Consider the following 19,272-nt stretch of genomic DNA (forward strand, 5'->3'; position numbering starts at 1 on the left):
GAAAACAATATTACGTAGTCAAGGTTTATAGTAAATTTCTCCTAATTCTTTCCAATTTCTTTCTTACTTCTTCATCTTCTATGCTATCCACTAATGTTGTTCTAGTTTTACTATTTATCTTACTAATTTCTTCTCTTAGAGAATTCTGTGATTTTTTCACTTCATTATTAAATTCTATAGAAGACATTCTTGTAGCACCTCTTTGAAATATAGTTTGTTGCTCTAAATTATCATTAGTCACTACAATAACTTCTTTTTTTCTTCCTATTAAATTAACTTTGCGTTCTATATAGCTATCTGCCGTTTCGCCTTCTTTTGTAAATACCACCGTTATATTATTTGTTTTTTCTTCTTTTTCGATGCTCCCCTTACTAAGATGAGCATCGAAAACTAAATATAACTTATCTTCTCTCATAGCAACATAATTTTCAAGTATCTCTATTAGCCTTTGCCTTGAATTTTCTAAAGTTTCATCTTTACCTATAGCTAAATCAGACCAACTATTTATGATATTATATCCATCAATAAATATGTATCTCATTATTTTCAAATCCTTTGTTTCATTATTTCATACATAAGTATCCCACCGGCAACAGATGCATTTAATGAATTAACTTTACCCTTCATTGGGATCTTTATCATAACATCACATTTATCCTTTGTTAACTTCGATATTCCTTTACCTTCACTTCCTATAACAAGAGCTAAAGGACCTTTGAGATTTGTCTCGTAACAATATCCTCCATTCATATCGGCTCCATACACCCATATACCTAATTCTTTTAAAGTATCTATAGTTTTGTTTATATTAGTAACTTTAGCTACTTTCATATATTCAGCTGCTCCTGCAGAAGTTTTATATACTACAGATGTAACACCTATGTTCCTTCTTTTAGGAATTATAATACCATGTGCTCCACAAACTTCAGCACTTCTAATTATAGCTCCTAAGTTATGAGGATCTTCTATTTCATCTAGTATAACTATAAAAGGATCTTCATTTTTATCTTTTGCATCTTTTAATATATCTTCCACAGTAAAATATTTATATGGTGTTACAATAGCAATGACACCTTGATGATTTGAAGTTTGTGCTAAAGAATCTAACTTTCTTTTGTCCACTTCTTTAACTACTATTCCTTTTTCTTTAGCCATGTTTATAATAGGAATTACAGAATTTATACCTTTAACAACTAAAATTTGTTCTATAGTTCTATTATGTTTTATGGCTTCAGTTACGCCATTTTTTCCCTCAATAATATCTTCTCTTATTTCTTCGCTTTTACTTGATTTATTTGTATAGTAATTATTATCGTTATTCTTACTAATTTTTTTATTATTTTTCATTATTTATTTTCTCCTTGTATAATGATAGTGATGTTTCTAATATATAATTAAGTCTATCCATATCCTCTATTAAATATAAATACCCTATTAACGCTTCAAATCCAGTAGCCATTCTATAATCTATAAGATCTGCATGTTTAGGTACGGTTCCAGATTTTGCATTTCTTCCTCTTTTAAAAATGTACGTTTCATTTTCATTTAATTCATTCAGAATACATTTCATCATGTTGCTTTGACCTTCTGCCTTGACTAAGTTAATAGATAGTTTATGTAAACCATGAACTTTTACATTTTTATTTTCTGAAACTATATAGGTTCTTACAAAAACTTCATACACTGCATCTCCTATATATGCTAACACTAAAGGGTTTAATCCTCTGATCTCTTGATGAGTAAGTTTTCCTTTTAATATATTAAACTCCATATACTTTCCTCATTTCAAAAATTCTTAAATTAATTATAATAAATCTTACTATATTTCGCTACAGTATAGTAAAAATACAGTTAGTAATACATTTTATATCACTAACTGTATCTTAAAAATATACTAACTTTTTTTACTCCATCTCACACCTTGTGGAGTATCTTCTAATATTATATCCATAGCTTTTAATTTATCTCTAATTTCGTCAGCTAAAGCCCAGTTCTTTTCTTGTCTTGCCTTTTGTCTTTCTGCTATAAGATTTTCTACCTCTTCTTCTAATGAATTGCTTATTTCCTTTTGAAGTATTCCAAGAGGTGCTCCAAGCTCTCTTAATATTGCTATTGATTTTTCTATAACACTCACTGAACTATTTATGTTAACCTTTATGTTTATATCCTTAACTAAATCAAAAATAACAGATATTGCATCAGCAGTATTAAAATCATCATCCATTTTCTCTATGAACTTATCTCTATATCCATCTAAAACTTGTAAAAACTCATCATCACTATTCTCTTTACTTACTTCGCCTAATAATGAATATAAGTTATTTAAAGCGTTATACATTCTATCTAATCCTGATTTAGTTGAATCTAATAATTCCATAGTAAAATTAAGTGGTGTTCTATAATGACCACTAAGCATAAATAATCTAATAACTTCTGCATCATATTTTTCTAAAATATCTCTTGTTGTAAAAAAGTTGTTTAATGATTTAGACATCTTTACATTATTAACATTCAAATATGCCGAATGCATCCAATAGTTTGCAAAATTCTTTCCACTTCTGCCTTCACTCTGTGCTATTTCATTTTCATGATGTGGAAATACTAAGTCAGCTCCACCAGCATGTATATCAATAGTATCACCTAATAAATTGTGGGCCATACAAGAACACTCAATATGCCATCCTGGTCTTCCCATTCCCCATGGACTTTCCCATGCTGGTTCACCTGGTTTTTGATTTTTCCAAAGAGCAAAATCTATCGGCTCCTTCTTTCTTTCGTCAACACTTATTCTTGCCCCGGATTGTAAATCTTCGATATTTTGTCCTGATAGCTTACCATAATCTTTAAATTCCTTTGTAGAAAAATATACATCACCTTCTACTTCATAAGCTAATCCTTTATCTACTAATCCTTTAATAAACTCTATAATTTCATCCATATGATCTGTAGCTCTTGGATTACAAGTGGCTCTCTTTAATTTAAGATTATCCGCATCTTTATAATATTCATTTATATACTTATCTCCAAGTTCTTTAACGGTAATCCCTTCTTCATTAGCTCTTTTTATCATTTTATCATCTATATCAGTAAAGTTTTGAATAAATTTTACTTCATATCCTCTATACTCTAAGTATCTTCTTACTGTATCAAAAATTATAAATGTTCTTGCATTTCCTATATGAAAAAAATTATACACAGTAGGACCACATACATACATTTTGACTTCTCCAGGATTGATAGTTTTAAACTCTTCCTTTTTTTTAGTCAAAGTATTATATATCTTCATTCCAATTCCCTCCTAAACTATATATTCTATTATAAAACCATTATGTACCTGTGTCATCATATAAATAAATTTATACTACATAATAATATAACTTATAAAATAGAAAAAGAAAACCACTTATAAAAGTTAGTTTTCTAATATCTTCTCTGCAATTGCAATGTCCTCAGCAGTAGTTATTTTTATATTATTATAATCTCCTGAATATATATAACTATGAATTCCCAATGTTTCTATAGCACTAGTATCATCAGTAAGAATAATATCATTTTTTTTAGCAAATTCATGGGCTTTTAATATGTCCTCATACTGAAAACATTGAGGTGTCTGTATAGAAATCAATACTTCTCTATCCACAGTTCCTATAGAAAATCCATCCTCATTTATTTGCTTAATAGTATCTTTAACCTTAACCCCTGGTGCTGCTGCTCTGTATTTTTTAGCATATTTTATACCTTCTGATATTATATTTTCAGACACAAAAGGTCTTGCTCCATCATGAATAAGGACAATATTACATTGCTCTATTCCTCTCAAGCCATTTAGTACTGAATCAGCTCTTTCTTTTCCACCTTCAATAATTCCTCTTACTTTTTTAAAATTATATTTTTCAATTAATTTATTAAACTTATCAATCTCTTCTTTTGATGAAACTATATAAATACCATTAATTTCACAGTGATTTTCGAAAGTTCTAATATTTCTTACAATTATAGGCTCATCTCTTAATTCTAAAAACTGTTTGTTATATCCAAGCTTCATTCGGCTTCCTTTTCCAGCTCCTAAAATTATAGCTATATTCTTATTCATAATTTTCTCCTTAACTCTTACGTGTTGCAAATATCATTCTACCGGCTGATGTCTGAAGAACTGATGTAACAGATGCATCAATAAACTCCCCTATGTACCTTTTTCCATTTTCTACAACTATCATAGTACCATCATCTAAATATCCAATTCCTTGGTTATTTTCTTTACCTTCTTTTATAATTTGAAGTTTTAGCTCTTCTCCAGGTAAAAGTACAGGTTTTATAGCATTGGCTAAATCATTTATATTAAGTACCGGAACCCCTTGAAATTCTGCTACCTTATTCAAATTGAAATCATTAGTTACTACTTTGCCATTTAAAACTTGTGCCAATTTTAATAATTTACTATCAACTTCTGTAATATCCGGAAAATCCATATCGCTAATTTGAACTTCTATAGGTAAATCTTTTTGAATTTTGTTTAATATATCTAACCCACGTCTACCTTTTGTTCTTTTTAAATCATCAGCAGAATCAGAAATATGTCTTAATTCATCTAATACAAATTGAGGTATTACAAGGGGACCTTCTATAAATCCAGTTCCAGATATATCTAGAATTCTACCATCTATTATTACTGATGTATCTAATACTTTAGGTACCTCCCCAAAATTATTAGATCTTTTACCCTTTTTTTCTTTGGAGTTATTTCTTCTATTTAACCCTGTAAAAAATGCTATAATCTCTTCTTTCTTTTTAACAGCTATATCTCCGCATATAATTGCAAGACTTAATGAACCTATTATTGATAGTATCGCAAAGAATTCAGATATACTAGCGAAAAGTGTTCCAATCAGAACCCCTATTAATAATCCTATTATACCTCCTGTAGCCCCTAATAGTATATCTATCATAGCCATCTTTTGCGTATACTTTTCTATGTATTCCATAAAATTAAATAACAATTTTATTAATAACGGTGAAATAAAATAAAAAATAATTCCTATTATTAAACTAAATATAATACATGACGACATTGCTAATACTAAGTTTTCTCTTATATTATCTATATGAGATATTCCTTCAATAGATAATATACTATTTGCTAAAAAATAACCTAACATTACTCCCATAATTGTGAGAATAATTCTAATTACTTTTCGTATCACATAAACACCTCCTTATTATATCTTTGCCATGACATTGATTTTTTAATCTATTTTTTCTATATTCTATAAATTACTTAACACTTATTGAAATATAAGTAAACTATAATAAATCCCCCTATACTTTTCAAATTTGTTGATGTATTATAAAAACAATTTAAATATACAAATTAACCTGTATATTAATTTGTTAAATGAAGGAGATGTGAACTTTGAAAGATGTTATTTTCGACGAATTTCAATCTTGTGTTGAAGATTCACTCATTAGACATAAAAGTTTACTTGATATTTTAAGCAAATTACAAGAATCTGAATCCAGATTAAATCGCGCTGTAACAAAAGCTGTGACTAATTGTGGTTGCGTAAAGCTATCTGCTGAAAAACAGGTCCTTTGTTCCGATAAAGAAGACTGCGATGCTAATTTACATCAATCACCTTCTTCTCATATTACCGGGAATTTATGTGAAAATTGTGTAGATATAATAGAAAGTGAACTTGGAAATCACTTTTTCTATTTATTTTCATTATGTAACACTTTAAATATAAATCTTTATGATACATTGCTAAAAGAATATGAAAAAAGCTCCATGCTCGGAAAATTCACTTTTAGATAAGCAAATATAGAATATCTATATTTGCTTATCTAAAATAAATTGCTCTCTTAATCTTCTTAACCCGTTTCTTATTGCTTTAGCTCTAGCTTCTCCTATACCTTCTACTTGATCTAACTCATCATAAGATGCTTCCATTATTCCTTTTAATTCTTTAAAATAGTCTACTAAATTCTCGATTACATTAGTCGGTATTCTAGGTATCTTACTTATCATTCTATAACCTTTTGGTGACAATAATGTGTCAACTAATGGTACATTATTATATCCTAAAACATCTGAAATCTCTTCAAGATCTAAGAATTCATCAGAATCTAACTTCTGTATATCCTTATATATATCTATCGGTGATTTAGTTTCATCACAATAATCTCTTATAATAAGCAATCCTTCTCTTTCTATATTACGTATAAGCTCATTCAGCTGCATAGATATAAGTCTTCCCTCATTACCAAGTTCCACTATAAATCTCTCGATTTCCTCTACAATTCTCATAACCATTTCTGTTCTTTGAATAGCAGTAGCTACATCAAATAGTGTAACTAAATCTTGAAATTCTAAAAGATTCAAATTAGAAACTACTCTTTCTAGTACAGATACATACTTTTCTAAAGTTTGTATCGCTTGATTAGCTCTAGCTAATATTATTGAGCTATCTCTAAGTACATACTTTATATCATCTTTATATAAAGTTATTATATTTCTTCTTTGAGAAATAGCTACAGTAATTACACCAGCATCTTTAGCCACTCTTTGTGCAGTTCTATGTCTAGTTCCCGTTTCATGAGTAACTAGTGATGAATCTGGTACCAATTGTACATTTGCAGAAATTATTTTTTTTAAATCACTGCTTATTATAATTGCTCCATCCATTTTAGCTAATTCATATATATATGCCGGATTATATTCTGCATTAATTTGAAATCCACCATCAACTACCCTCATTACATCGTCTGAATTTCCTAGTACAATTAATCCTCCAGTTTTAGCCCTAAGTATATTTTCTAGTCCTTCCCTTAGTGCTGTACCCGGTGCCAATAATTTTAAAATACTTACTAATTCTTTATCTTTTTGTAACCTCTTATTCATTTAAAACCTTCACCCCCTTATGAAAATATTTTTAATATACATTCTTTTAAAGAAGATACACCTATAATATTTATATTATTCCTCTTACATTTTAAGCTATTTCTATATGGAATTACAATATTTTTAAATCCCATTTTTTCTGCTTCATTAATAATCCTATCACAGAAACTTATAGGTCTTATTTCACCTGTAAGTCCTAATTCCCCTACAATAGCTATTTTCTCATACTTACTAACCTTACCTTTTATAGAACTGACAAGGGCTATAGCTAGACCTAAATCTCCTAATGTACCTTCTATATTAAGTCCTCCTACTACGTTTATGTATACATCACAATTATAAAAAGGAATTTTTAATTTTTTTTCTAAAACAGCCAATATTAAGTTAACTCTAGCATGATCTACTCCCACTGATGTTCTTCTTGGCATAGGTGACTTCGTCTCTGATACTAAAGCCTGTATTTCCACAAGCATCGGTCTACTACCTTCTATAATTCCTATAACTACAGAACCTTCTACTTCAAAATTTGTTTCTTCTAAAAAAATCATTGATGGATTACTTATCTCCACCAATCCTTCTTCACTCATCTCGAATACTCCTATTTCTGATGTAGTTCCAAAACGATTTTTCATCGTTCTAAGTATTCTAAATTCTTCTGTTCTCTCTCCTTCAAAAGATAAAACTGTATCTACCATATGTTCTAAAACTCTAGGACCTGCAAGTTCCCCTTGTTTAGTAACATGTGCTACAATAAAAAAAGGTATATTTTCTTTTTTACCTAGTCTCATAATTATATTTGAACACTCTCTAACTTGTGAGACACTTCCTGGCGCTGATGCCACTGATGATTTAAATACCGTTTGAATAGAATCAATTATTACAAATGCTGGTGACAAATTATTTATATGTTCTTCTATTATATCCATATTAGTTTCGGATACAATAAATAATTCTTCACTTTTTACCCCTAAACGATCTCCTCTTATTTTTATTTGTTCTTCTGATTCCTCACCAGATATATATAATACTTTCCCTGAATTTTTACTAATATTATAAGCCGTTTGAAGTAATAATGTAGATTTACCTATTCCTGGCGCTCCAGATATTAAAGTAAGTGATCCTTTTACCAAACCTCCACCTAAAACTCTATTAAGCTCTTTTACACCAGTATCAATTCTTTCCTTCTCTCCAGATTTTATATTACCTATACTTTTAGGAACAGATGCATTACCTGTTAAGGTAGTTAAAGAATTTACAGGTGTAGATGTCGTTTTTGCTTCTCTGATTTCTTCAACCATAGAATTCCACTTATTACACTCTGGGCACTTTCCCATCCATTTAGGATTCTCATAGCCACATTCCTGGCATACATATACACTTTTAATTTTTGCCAACCTCTTCACCTACTCCTTTCTTTTGTTAAACACTTTTAAAAGCTATATCATAATTTAATCAATATTAAATTATGATATAGCTAAATCAGCAAAAAGATTTTATTTTTTATTAATTACTAATTTATCATTTTCCTCAGCTATTATTATAGCATTTCCTTTTACCACATTACCAAGAAGAATCTCTTCTGATAACATATCTTCCACTTTTTTTGTTATAGTCCTTCTAAGTGGTCTTGCTCCATATTCTTGATTAAACCCTTCATTACAAAGATATTTTTCTGCTTTATCTGTAAATGTTAAAAAGATATCTTGTTCTTCTAATCTACTTGTAACGCTCCTTAGCATTAATTTAACTATCTTTTCTATATCCTTTTCCTCTAACTGATGAAATACAATTATATCATCAATTCTATTTAAGAATTCTGGTCTAAAACTCTTCTTTAATTCATTCATTATATTTTCTTTCATTTTTTCATATTCATTAGCTCTTGCAGCTTCAGTTGTTGAAAATCCTAATGTTTTCTGTTTCTTTATTGTATGTGCTCCAACATTTGATGTAAGAATAATTATTGTATTTCTAAAGTTAACAGTCTTTCCCTTACCATCAGTAAGTACACCGTCTTCCAAAATTTGAAGCAATATATTAAATACTTCTGGATGTGCTTTTTCTATCTCATCAAATAATATTACGGAATATGGTTTTCTTCTAACTTTTTCTGTTAATTGACCACCTTCATCAAATCCTACGTATCCTGGAGGAGCTCCAATAAGCTTTGCCACAGTATGTTTTTCCATAAATTCAGACATATCAACTCTTATCATAGAGTTTTCATCTCCAAACATAGCTTCTGCTAAAGCTTTAGATAGCTCTGTTTTTCCAACTCCTGTAGGTCCTAAGAATATAAAGGATCCTATAGGTCTTTTCGGATCTTTTAGACCCACTCTAGCTCTTCTAACTGCTCTAGCTACAGACTTTACTGCTTCTTCTTGACCTATAACTCTATCATGAAGTATATTTTCTAAATTCAATAGCCTACTAGACTCACTTTCAGTAAGCTTCTCTACTGGTATATTAGTCCATGTTGATACAACATTGGCTACTTCTTTCTCTCCTACTATAGGATCATATTCATTACTTTTAGTTTTCCATTCTTGTTTAAATTCTTGCAACTTTGCTTTTACTTCTTTTTCTTCATCTCTAAGTCGAGCAGCTTTTTCAAAATCTTGCACTCCTATAGCATCAGATTTCTCTTTACTTACTACCTCAAGAGCTTCTTCTAATTCTTTTAAATCTGGTGGCGTTGTCAAGTTTTTCATTCTAACTTTTGCCGATGCTTCATCTATAAGATCTATAGCCTTATCTGGTAAATATCTATCTGTTATATATCTATTTGATAAAACTACAGCTGCCTCTATAGCATCATCTGTAATTTTCACTCTATGATGTGCTTCATATTTATCTCTTAATCCTTTTAAAATCTGACTTGTTTCATCCATTGTTGGTTCTCCAACCATAACTGGTTGAAATCTTCTTTCAAGTGCTGCATCCTTTTCTATATATTTTCTATATTCATCAATAGTAGTTGCTCCAATACACTGTATTTCACCTCTAGATAAAGAAGGCTTTAGTATATTAGATGCATCAATAGCTCCTTCTGCTCCACCAGCTCCTATTATAGTATGAATTTCATCAATAAACACTAAAATATTACCGGCCTTTCTAATTTCACCCATTACTCGTTTTAATCGATCTTCAAATTCTCCTCTATATTTAGAGCCAGCTACCATAGAAGGTAAGTCTAATGTTATTACTCTTTTATCCTTTAATATTTCTGGTACATTTCCTTCTATTATTTTTTGTGCCAAGCCTTCAGCAATAGCTGTTTTACCAACTCCAGGTTCTCCAATTAGACATGGATTATTTTTAGTTCTTCTAAGTAATATCTCTAAAACTCTTTCCGTTTCTTTGTCTCTTCCTATAACAGGATCTAATTTCCCTTCACTAGCCATTACTGTAAGATCTCTTCCGAACTGATCTAAATTTGGTGTCGGCTCTGATTTATTCTCGACTTTTCCCACTTTTACATTCTTATCTTGAGATGCCATATTCTCATTAATTAATTTATTTAACTTATTAAAATCAATGTCTACATTTACTAATATAGTATATGCAACACCTTCTCCATCTCTAATTAAAGCCAATAATATGTGTTCGGGACTTATATAATTATGATTTAATTCCCTTGCTTCCTGATAACTAAGTTCTAATATTCTCTTTGTTCTTGGAGTCAGTGGAATTTCATTAATATATCCCTCTTTATCTCCATATCCAACATATTGTTCTACCAAAGATCTTACTTTTTCTAATGTTAAACCTACATCATTTAATGCCTTTTTTGCAACTCCTTCTTGTTCTCTAAGAATCCCTAGTAAAAGATGTTCCGTTCCTACATAATTATGTCTCAGTCTCTGTGCTTCTTCTCTTGCATAATATATAATTTTTTGAGATCTCTCTGTAAATCTACCAAACATCATTGAAAATCACCCCTACTCTTTCAATAAATCTTTTATAACCCTAGCTCTAATAAACCCTTCTGTTTTTTCTTCTAACTGTTCTTTATATTTGACTCTTATTATCGATGGTTCTATTTCTAAAAGAAGCCTATTTATTTTTTCAATAGGTATATTCTTTATTGTTCCCAATTCTATACCATTTCTAACATATGATAGCAATTTTAATGATTCTTTAAAACTTATTATAATTGCACTATTCAATATTCCCAAAGCTCTACAAATCTTATCTTCCAACTCATACCTTAGTTTTTCTCTTAATTTTTCTCTACAAGAAATCTCTTTTGAACATATCTCTTCTACTACAGCTTTTAAGTTTGCCATTATCTCTTCTTCTGTTAATCCTAAAGTTATCTTATTATACACTTCATACAAATTGCTTTCTGGCTCATTTAAATATAGAGAGTTTATTCCTACCCCAATTTTATTTATATTCTCCTCTATACTCTGAATTTGCTTTTTCATAACTAGTGCTGGTAAATGCATAACTACAGTTACTTTCATTCCGGTACCAAGATTCATTGGAGATGAAGTTAAGTATCCATACTTACTTTCATAAGCATAATCATAGGTATCCTCAATTAAATCATCTATATCATTACAACAATCATATGGATTTTCAATATCAAATCCTCCTGTTATACATTGAATTTTTATATGATCCTCTTCATTAATCATTAACGCTACAGTTTCTTCTTCATTAATAATGACTGCAGAACTACCTTTTACATTATCACTTACAATGCTTTTACTAATTAACTCCAATTTATCTAATTCTTTAGCATCTGTTAAAGAAATCAACTTTAAATCCTCTTCTTTATATTCTGATACTACATTATATACCTTTTCTACTATATCCTTTCCTTCATCATCGCTACATTTATGAGGAAATGGATATCTCTTAAGATTCCTTGATAAACTTACTTTTGTCGATAAAACAATATTACTTTTATTATTCTTAATCCAATTTATCATAATTACCCTCTGACTCTATTTTTTTTATTTCATCTCTTATCTCCGCTGCTCTTTCAAAGTTTTCTTCTTCAATAACTTTTTGCATCTCAAATTTTAGTTTTGTTAAATACTTCTCTCTGACTAGCATTTTCCCTTCACGTAATGGAATTTTCCCCTTATGCTCTATACTACCTTGTAATCTCTTTGCTATACTTTCTATATTAGATGAAAATTCATTATAACAATTATCACATCCCAATAATCCTGTCTTCTTAAATTCCTCTAATGTAGTACCGCACTTATTACATACTATTGTTTTTATTATATCTTCCTTTTTATTCTCATTAACATAATCCATAATATCGCTTAAAATATTTTGAAATGAAAATTTATTTATAAAATCTAAATCTTCTCCAAAAAAGAAATCAGTCTTCTCCCTGGCACAATATTCACATACATTTAGTTCCTTTTTTTCTCCATTTACAATCTTTGTTATCAGAATTGTTGCATTGTTTTTTTTACATATATCACACAACATAGCTTTCTCTCCTCTCCTTATGTAGTTAAGAAAGTGATACTTTTCTACTTCTATAAATATATTTTATTTTTCAGCTATTCATGATAATATCTATACACCTTTTACTTTCGTCTTGTATAACTCTCCTAAGTGTGTTACATCACCATATAACTCAATAGAACTTTGTCCATTTTTATTATCATATTCTATTAACGATAAACTTGTTTGATGAATTACAGGTGGTTCCCATAGCTTTGATATATCTCTTCCTTCAAAATGACTTAATATGCTCTTTAAAGCAATACAATGTGTCACTATAACTATATTCTTATCATCGTTATTTTTTAAAATTTTTAAAGTCTCTCCTACCACTCTTCTTCTTACTTCTTCAAATGTTTCCCCTCCATCTGGAATAAACAAATGTGGTTTGTTCCAAAAATTATATAATTGTTCTTCATTAAAATTCTTTATCTCATCTTGATTATACCCTTCCCAATTACCTATATACATTTCTTTTAAATTTTCTACAGGTATTATTGGAATATTCATATCTCCCGCTAATATCTTAGACGTTTCTATAGTCCTCCCTAGCGGTGAAGTATATATTACATCAATTTTTTCTTTTTTTAATCTATCTCTTAATAACATAGCTTGTTTTATACCATTACTACTTAAATCAGAATTACTCCAGCCTTGCATTCTATGCTGTAAATTCCATTCCGTTTCTCCATGTCTAACTAAATATAACTTTGTCATATTTTTGTAAATTCCTCCAAATATTTTTTAATCATTATACCATAAATATATTATTATGTATTATAATAACATAGATAAATATATTTGTGATAAATAATAAAGGATTAGCATCAGCTAACCCTTTATTATTTCCATATGGGACCATCACTACTTAATATTTCTTTCAACTTACTTTGCATTTTACTTTTATCATCAATAGATGAAAAAGGCTCCATAGCTCCAAAAGCATCGTGAAAGGTATTTACTAAATTAGGCATATCATTATGACTTTCTTTGTGCACAAATGATGAATTTCCCATCATTATCCCTCCCTCTTTTTTGTATTTGAAAATTAGTTCCTTCTAGTATAGAACATACCATATCTCCATCGTTACTATTATTTTCATTAAATACAATGGTCAAATTATCATTTTTCTGAACCATATGTATATAATCAGAGATAGCACTATAATCACTTAACTCTATTACTCCATTAATGTCTAAACGATATCTTGGCATAGCTCTCTTCTCCTCATCTATTTGTATCTATTTTTTGCAAAAATAATTTTTTTATACATATCAATGTAAATTAAAATTTAACTAAATAAAAAAACTGCTGTAACACTATTTAATTTCATTAGTGCTACAACAGCCTTTTTTACTTTATGTTAAATTAATCCAATGCTTTTATTCCATCTATAATTGATACCTTTTTAAGTCTATTTAGTGGAATAATTATTGACACAATACCTAATAATGTAGAAACTACAACTGCAATTAAAATCTCTTTTATAGGAAATATATTCATTACTCCAAATACATTTGAAATCTGTTTAACTATAAAATTAGCAAGAATTATACCAAGTAAACTTCCATATATAGATGAATAGATACCATACATCATACCTTCCATCAGAAGCATTTTTCTCATACTAGAAAACGATGTTCCTATTGCTCTAAGTGAACTAAGTTCTCTTTTTCTTAATAAAATATTTGTACTTACTGTATTTATTATATTTAACACTGATATTAAAGTTATTATTAATATAAAACTATAGGAAAATATTTTTACTGTCATTATTCTTTTATTATTATATTCTTTATCTTCTAAAAAATCATCTATGTAATATCTATCTCCAAATTCATCCTTTATTGATTTTCTTACAATATTTAATTGTTCCTTATTTAAATTATCTTTCAATTTGACTCCTAGAGATGTAATAGTATTTGTAGATAATTTTATATTTTCTGTTTCCCCTAAATGTATTTCTTTCCAATTTTCTATGGGAATAATCATAATTATGCCATTTGATGTTGATATAAAAGTATCTCTTCCTAATTTACACACCATATTATACATAATATTTGCTTTTTTTAAAGAATTTCTAACTATCCCTTTACCTATATCACTGTTCTTTTGTAATTCTACTTCTGTAATATCGCTTAAATATAAATTATCTCCTTTATGTATATTATTATATCCTGAAACATATTTTCCCTTAACCGAATCAAAACATTTTACATCTAAAGATATTACTCCTTTTTCTTTAACTAAATCACCATAACTAAAATTATCTATCTTAGTTTTTATCCATGATTCATAACTTTTATCTATTAATATTACTTCTACAGGAATTGCTTCTAATGTATTATCATCTATAGAAAATCTATCTTCATAAGTAGAATAAGATAATGTTTTTCCCTCATCAACATAACCAATAACTTCAGCACCAAAACGTATATCTTTTATATCCTTTACTTCTTTACATTTTAATAATTTCTCCTTAATTTCAGAATAATCCTCTGAATTATCCATAGACATTATTTCCATGTCATAAACTGAACTTGGATCTATGACTTCCTCCATAGAACCATATAATCTAGTTAATGATGTCGATATTGATATAAATAATGCTATGCTAAGTGACATAGATACAATAGTAACATAATACCTATTTCTATTAATTTTTCTATTTCTAAATGCTAATAATCCTTCTATCCTAAAAATTTTATTTATAATTCTCCCTCTAGGAACTCTTTTTATATTAACAGTACTACTATTAATACATTCTAATGGTGATACTCGTCCAGCCTTAATCGTTGAACTTAAAGCTGATAAATAAACTGTTACTATTCCTATTATTATAACTATTAATATGACCTTTATATTAAGAATTATATTTACTTCTGCAAGCTCACTAATCAAACTGTTTTTTAGCAATATTAAAACTAATTTTAATCCCAGATATCCTATAATAATTCCTATTGGTATAGAAATAAAAGCAATAATTGTTGCCTCTATAAAAACTAAAGTTCTTATTTGAGATGGTGTCGTTCCTATAGCTTTGAGCAATCCAAATTCCTTAAGTCTTTCTGTAACAGTTATATTAAAAGCATTACTTATCATAACTATTGTTGAAATAACTACGATACTAATTAAAATAATTATAACTATATATAATTCACTATTAATATTTTGATATTCACTAGCTCCTAAATATGATAATAATGAATCATTTTCTTCTATCTCTATAGAATTATTATCCTTTTTTAGCACTTCGTTTAATTTATCTATATTTTTTCTTAATCTACTATCTTCTTTTATTTTAACAATAGCCCCCATTTGCGAATTTTTATCATTAAAAACTACCGCTATAGGACCATTCCATTCTTTCTTTTCAATAATACCCACAACAGTATACTGAATCTCATTTTCCTCCTCCATTAAAGTTACATCAGTACCTACTTCAATATCTCTTCCATAACTACAATATTTATTATTATCTATAACTATCTCATTACTGCTTTTAGGCAATCTACCTGATACTAACTTATATCCTAATACCTCAATACCATCTATATCCGTAGAAATAGTTTGTACCATTTCATGTCCTAACTTATATTCACCAACTTCATTATAAAAGCAATATTTTTCTATTGTCCCATACTTACTTATAACATTTTTATTTTTTTCATTGATATTTTTATACAGAACATGATAATCCCTATACTCTCTAATTCCTTCTATATTATATTTCTGTACAGATATAAGAAATGTAGCCATGGCTGTAATTAATGATACAGAAAGAATTATTCCAATAGACACTAAAATCGTTCTTTTTTTATTTATTAATAAATTTCTTTTACTTATATCTGTATACTTACCTATCACCAGCTATCACCTCATCTTTTATAATTCGCCCATCATCAATAGTTATCATTCTATCAGCCTCAGCTGCCAAATTAAGATCATGGGTAATAACTATTAATGTTTGATTATACTTTTTAGCCATTACCTTCAACAGTTGAATCACTTCTTTAGAATTTTTACTATCTAAATTTCCTGTAGGCTCATCAGCTAGTATTAAACTTGGTTTATATGCCAAAGCTCTTCCTATAGAAACTCTTTGTTGTTGTCCTCCTGACAACTGACTTGGCAAATGTCTTTTCCTATTTTCTAGTCCTAAAATTTTAATTATATCTTCCATATATTTCTTGTCTACTTTTCCATGGTCTAAGGATATTGGAAGTGCTATATTCTCTTCTACATTAAGAACCTGTATAAGATTATAAAATTGAAAAATAAACCCTATTTTTCTTCTTCTAAAAATAGCTACTTCTTTTTCTTTCAGTTTTGTTATATTATCACCATCTACGATAACATCACCTGAAGAAGGTTTATCTAATCCTCCTATCATATTTAATAATGTACTTTTGCCAGAACCTGACGCCCCAACAATAGCTACAAATTCTCCACTATTTATTGATAGATTTATATTATCTAAAGCCTTTACTTCATTTTCAGCTTTACCATATATTTTACTTAACCCTCTTACTTCTAATATTTCCAAACCTCATCACTCCTTATATCTTAATTGTATATTGTAAATCTTACTATCACATTAAAGAAAACCTTACAAATTAGTAAGATAAAAAAAGGTCGTGCAATTAATTATGCAACAACCTTTTTATACTTTAATAAATGTAAAAATAAATTTTGTACCATATCCCTTTTTACTTTCAATAGCTACCTTTCCACCTTGCCCCTCAATTATAGACTTACATAAAGCTAACCCTATGCCAATTGAATCTTTACTTGAAGATTTTCCTTTATAAAATCTTTTAAATACATTTATTATATCTTTCTCATCAATACCTTCTCCAAAATCCTCTACTATTAACTTATAATATACCAAAGTATTTTCACTATGTATTTTTATTTCACCATTATAGTTAGAATGCTCTATTGCATTCTTTATCACATTTATCAATGCCTCTTCAGTCCATCCTTTATCTAAAATTAAAGATTCATTATCCATTGCTAAATCTATAGTTACATTTTTTTCATTAATCTTAGCTTTAAGCTTATTTATAGACTCTATTACAACATCTTTTATAATACAATTTTCTTTTTTAAACTCCAATGCTGATGATTCTAATGTAGCTAACTTAAGAAGATTAATTATAAGCCATTGCATTTTTGACAACACTACTCTAGATGTTTCAAATATTTCTTTCTTTTTATCATCACCTATAATGTCATCCACTAATAAATCATTATATATAATTAATGTTGTTAAAGGCGTTTTTAATTGATGTGATATATCTGATATTAAATTTTTAAGAAATTCTTTTTCTTTCTTAAGCATAATAGCTGCATTATTTAAAATTCTAGTAAGACTGTTTATATTACTACTTAATCTATAAAATTGCCCTTCATCATTTTCTACTAATCTAATTTCCCTATTTCCATCTATTATCTTTTCTACTATCGTATTAATTCTTTCTATCGGTTTAAAAAATTCCTTATATGTAAATATCTCTTTTACTATAAGAATACATACTAATAAAAACATAATTATTGCAATAGTTACATTAATATATATCACTATATCTGAATTCTTATCTTTGACTTCATACTCACTATATCCATAATTCTTCAATAGTTCCTTACCTTTTTCAATATCATTATCAACAATCTTACCTTTTGTTATTGTTGATACTACTTCTTCCCCTACTTTCTCATCTATTGAATATACTTCTCCTATAAGAGCAGCTTCTTCATTTCTTATATAATTAGCTATCTTAATATTTATAATACTAGAGCTAATATAGCCTATACTTAAAATCAAAATAATAATTACCATTATAAATATAATTGACTTCTTAACTTGTTTATTTTGATATATATATTCCATATCATACCCCTCTAAATAACATTTTTACTCCACTTATATCCTAATCCTCTTAAAGTTTCTATATAAACAGGTTTACTTGGATTATCTTCTATCTTTTCTCTAAGTCTTCTTATATAAACTGAAAGCGTATTTCCATCCACAAACTCTCCATCTATATCCCATAAATTGTGGATAATCTCATCTCTACTAATAATTTTTTGTGGATTATTAAAAAATAACATTAACAACTTATACTCCACTGTCGTAATAACTATCTCTTTATCTTTTTTTAATAATTTAGCTTTATTTATATCTAATGCTATTTCTCCAGATCTTTTAATATCCATAGCATCCCTTTTACTTCTTCTAAGCACTGCATTTATTCTAGAGATAAGTTCCTTAATTCTAATGGGCTTAGTTATGTAATCATCTCCACCTAAATCAAAAGCCAATACTACATTTGCCTCTTCATCCATAGCTGTAAGAAAAATTATTGGTACATTTGATTTTTCTCTAATATATTTGCATAAATCATATCCACTACCATCTGGAAGCGTTAAGTCTAGTAATATTAAATCTATTTTTTCATTACTACAAAATACTTTTTTACTATCCTCAACAGATGTTCCTCTTAATACATTAAATCCTTCATTTTCAAGAGTATACTTTACTCCTAATGCTAATGCATTATCATCTTCAACTAATAAAATACTTCTCATTATTATCTCCTATATTATTTTTATTAGTTATATATTAACATATATTTATATTTCATCATATAAACAAAAAAATAAAAAAGAGATTAGTAAAATACTAATCTCTTTTGGCTCCGTAGAGAGGGCTCGAACCTCCAACCTGTCGGTTAACAGCCGAATGCTCCACCATTGAGCTACTACGGATCATTACCTGGCAACATCCTACTCTCCCACACAGTCTCCCGTGCAGTACCATCGGCCCTCTGAGGCTTAACCATCGTGTTCGGTATGGGAACGGGTGTATCCCTTAGAGGCATCATCACCAGATTTG

Annotated in this window: 19 protein-coding genes, 1 tRNA gene and 1 rRNA gene; 1 reads left to right on the forward strand and 20 read right to left on the reverse strand. The window is 28.5% G+C overall.

The window, feature by feature from the left end:
• Positions 1-25: 25 nt before the first annotated feature.
• From CM240_RS12215 to CM240_RS12240, 6 genes are all read right to left on the reverse strand, one after another.
• Entirely contained in the window at positions 26-541 is a 516-nt protein-coding gene (locus CM240_RS12215) for an NYN domain-containing protein (RefSeq protein WP_044039406.1), read from the reverse strand.
• Between the two features lie 5 nt (positions 542-546).
• A complete protein-coding gene (gene rlmB, locus CM240_RS12220) occupies positions 547-1,347 on the reverse strand; it encodes a 23S rRNA (guanosine(2251)-2'-O)-methyltransferase RlmB (protein WP_044039407.1) in 801 nt (266 codons plus the stop codon).
• The gene (locus CM240_RS12225; RefSeq protein WP_044039408.1) at positions 1,337-1,771 is read right to left on the reverse strand and encodes a Mini-ribonuclease 3; all 435 of its coding nucleotides are present in this window, start codon (positions 1,769-1,771) and stop codon (positions 1,337-1,339) included. Before CM240_RS12225 ends, rlmB begins: the two co-directional genes overlap by 11 nt.
• Before the next feature lie 123 nt (positions 1,772-1,894).
• Entirely contained in the window at positions 1,895-3,286 is a 1,392-nt protein-coding gene (gene cysS / locus CM240_RS12230) for a cysteine--tRNA ligase (protein WP_044039409.1), read from the reverse strand.
• A gap of 126 nt (positions 3,287-3,412) precedes the next feature.
• Positions 3,413-4,093: a 2-C-methyl-D-erythritol 4-phosphate cytidylyltransferase gene (ispD, locus tag CM240_RS12235; RefSeq protein ID WP_044039410.1), complete on the reverse strand. Its 681-nt coding sequence runs from the start codon at positions 4,091-4,093 to the stop codon at positions 3,413-3,415.
• A 10-nt stretch (positions 4,094-4,103) separates the two neighbouring features.
• Complete coding sequence (locus CM240_RS12240) at positions 4,104-5,201, reverse strand: PIN/TRAM domain-containing protein (RefSeq protein ID WP_044039411.1); 1,098 nt, start codon at positions 5,199-5,201, stop codon at positions 4,104-4,106.
• Between the two features lie 209 nt (positions 5,202-5,410).
• Between CM240_RS12240 and CM240_RS12245 the strand changes: the two genes are divergently transcribed.
• Positions 5,411-5,812 carry a nucleoside triphosphate pyrophosphohydrolase family protein gene (locus tag CM240_RS12245; protein ID WP_044039412.1) on the forward strand — a complete coding sequence of 134 codons (402 nt, stop codon included), beginning with the start codon at positions 5,411-5,413 and terminating at the stop codon, positions 5,810-5,812.
• 15 nt (positions 5,813-5,827) lie between these two features.
• Here CM240_RS12245 and disA read toward each other — a convergent pair whose 3' ends face one another.
• From disA to rrf, 14 genes are all read right to left on the reverse strand, one after another.
• Complete coding sequence (disA, locus tag CM240_RS12250) at positions 5,828-6,898, reverse strand: DNA integrity scanning diadenylate cyclase DisA (protein WP_044039413.1); 1,071 nt, start codon at positions 6,896-6,898, stop codon at positions 5,828-5,830.
• 17 nt (positions 6,899-6,915) lie between these two features.
• The gene (gene radA / locus CM240_RS12255) at positions 6,916-8,292 is read right to left on the reverse strand and encodes a DNA repair protein RadA (RefSeq protein ID WP_044039414.1); all 1,377 of its coding nucleotides are present in this window, start codon (positions 8,290-8,292) and stop codon (positions 6,916-6,918) included.
• A gap of 99 nt (positions 8,293-8,391) precedes the next feature.
• Positions 8,392-10,827, reverse strand: coding sequence for an ATP-dependent Clp protease ATP-binding subunit (locus CM240_RS12260; protein WP_044039415.1), 2,436 nt, complete (start codon positions 10,825-10,827; stop codon positions 8,392-8,394).
• A 12-nt stretch (positions 10,828-10,839) separates the two neighbouring features.
• Entirely contained in the window at positions 10,840-11,838 is a 999-nt protein-coding gene (locus CM240_RS12265; RefSeq protein ID WP_044039416.1) for a hypothetical protein, read from the reverse strand.
• Complete coding sequence (locus CM240_RS12270; protein WP_044039417.1) at positions 11,822-12,355, reverse strand: UvrB/UvrC motif-containing protein; 534 nt, start codon at positions 12,353-12,355, stop codon at positions 11,822-11,824. Before CM240_RS12270 ends, CM240_RS12265 begins: the two co-directional genes overlap by 17 nt.
• A 90-nt stretch (positions 12,356-12,445) precedes the next feature.
• Positions 12,446-13,090: a histidine phosphatase family protein gene (locus tag CM240_RS12275; protein ID WP_044039418.1), complete on the reverse strand. Its 645-nt coding sequence runs from the start codon at positions 13,088-13,090 to the stop codon at positions 12,446-12,448.
• 125 nt (positions 13,091-13,215) lie between these two features.
• Entirely contained in the window at positions 13,216-13,389 is a 174-nt protein-coding gene (locus CM240_RS17555) for a hypothetical protein (RefSeq protein ID WP_162148689.1), read from the reverse strand.
• Positions 13,352-13,588 (reverse strand): hypothetical protein, encoded by a 237-nt coding sequence (locus CM240_RS12280; protein WP_044039419.1) that lies wholly within the window; start codon positions 13,586-13,588, stop codon positions 13,352-13,354. The genes CM240_RS17555 and CM240_RS12280 overlap by 38 nt, the downstream gene beginning before the upstream one ends.
• A 154-nt stretch (positions 13,589-13,742) precedes the next feature.
• Positions 13,743-16,241, reverse strand: a complete 2,499-nt coding sequence (locus tag CM240_RS12285) for an ABC transporter permease (RefSeq protein ID WP_044039420.1) — start codon at positions 16,239-16,241, stop codon at positions 13,743-13,745.
• The gene (locus CM240_RS12290; RefSeq protein ID WP_044039421.1) at positions 16,231-16,920 is read right to left on the reverse strand and encodes an ABC transporter ATP-binding protein; all 690 of its coding nucleotides are present in this window, start codon (positions 16,918-16,920) and stop codon (positions 16,231-16,233) included. The genes CM240_RS12285 and CM240_RS12290 overlap by 11 nt, the downstream gene beginning before the upstream one ends.
• 117 nt (positions 16,921-17,037) lie before the next feature.
• Positions 17,038-18,267, reverse strand: coding sequence for a sensor histidine kinase (locus CM240_RS12295; RefSeq protein WP_044039422.1), 1,230 nt, complete (start codon positions 18,265-18,267; stop codon positions 17,038-17,040).
• An 11-nt stretch (positions 18,268-18,278) separates the two neighbouring features.
• Positions 18,279-18,965, reverse strand: coding sequence for a response regulator transcription factor (locus CM240_RS12300; protein WP_044039423.1), 687 nt, complete (start codon positions 18,963-18,965; stop codon positions 18,279-18,281).
• A gap of 105 nt (positions 18,966-19,070) precedes the next feature.
• Positions 19,071-19,145 (reverse strand) — tRNA-Asn (locus tag CM240_RS12305).
• Between the two features lie 5 nt (positions 19,146-19,150).
• A 5S ribosomal RNA gene (rrf, locus tag CM240_RS12310) occupies positions 19,151-19,268 on the reverse strand.
• Positions 19,269-19,272 lie beyond the last annotated feature (4 nt).

It is taken from the genome of Clostridium bornimense (assembly GCF_000577895.1).
Lineage (GTDB): Bacteria > Bacillota > Clostridia > Clostridiales > Clostridiaceae > Clostridium_AN > Clostridium_AN bornimense.

What these genes read in the sequence shown, in the direction of transcription:
- CM240_RS12215 (WP_044039406.1), bottom strand. Translation starts at nt 541, where the DNA reads ATGAGATACATATTTATTGATGGATATAATATCATAAATAGTTGGTCT.
- rlmB (WP_044039407.1), bottom strand. Translation starts at nt 1,347, where the DNA reads ATGAAAAATAATAAAAAAATTAGTAAGAATAACGATAATAATTACTAT.
- CM240_RS12225 (WP_044039408.1), bottom strand. Translation starts at nt 1,771, where the DNA reads ATGGAGTTTAATATATTAAAAGGAAAACTTACTCATCAAGAGATCAGA.
- cysS (WP_044039409.1), bottom strand. Translation starts at nt 3,286, where the DNA reads ATGAAGATATATAATACTTTGACTAAAAAAAAGGAAGAGTTTAAAACT.
- ispD (WP_044039410.1), bottom strand. Translation starts at nt 4,093, where the DNA reads ATGAATAAGAATATAGCTATAATTTTAGGAGCTGGAAAAGGAAGCCGA.
- disA (WP_044039413.1), bottom strand. Translation starts at nt 6,898, where the DNA reads ATGAATAAGAGGTTACAAAAAGATAAAGAATTAGTAAGTATTTTAAAA.
- CM240_RS12260 (WP_044039415.1), bottom strand. Translation starts at nt 10,827, where the DNA reads ATGATGTTTGGTAGATTTACAGAGAGATCTCAAAAAATTATATATTAT.
- CM240_RS12265 (WP_044039416.1), bottom strand. Translation starts at nt 11,838, where the DNA reads ATGATAAATTGGATTAAGAATAATAAAAGTAATATTGTTTTATCGACA.
- CM240_RS12270 (WP_044039417.1), bottom strand. Translation starts at nt 12,355, where the DNA reads ATGTTGTGTGATATATGTAAAAAAAACAATGCAACAATTCTGATAACA.
- CM240_RS12275 (WP_044039418.1), bottom strand. Translation starts at nt 13,090, where the DNA reads ATGACAAAGTTATATTTAGTTAGACATGGAGAAACGGAATGGAATTTA.
- CM240_RS17555 (WP_162148689.1), bottom strand. Translation starts at nt 13,389, where the DNA reads ATGGGAAATTCATCATTTGTGCACAAAGAAAGTCATAATGATATGCCT.
- CM240_RS12280 (WP_044039419.1), bottom strand. Translation starts at nt 13,588, where the DNA reads ATGCCAAGATATCGTTTAGACATTAATGGAGTAATAGAGTTAAGTGAT.
- CM240_RS12295 (WP_044039422.1), bottom strand. Translation starts at nt 18,267, where the DNA reads ATGGAATATATATATCAAAATAAACAAGTTAAGAAGTCAATTATATTT.
- CM240_RS12300 (WP_044039423.1), bottom strand. Translation starts at nt 18,965, where the DNA reads ATGAGAAGTATTTTATTAGTTGAAGATGATAATGCATTAGCATTAGGA.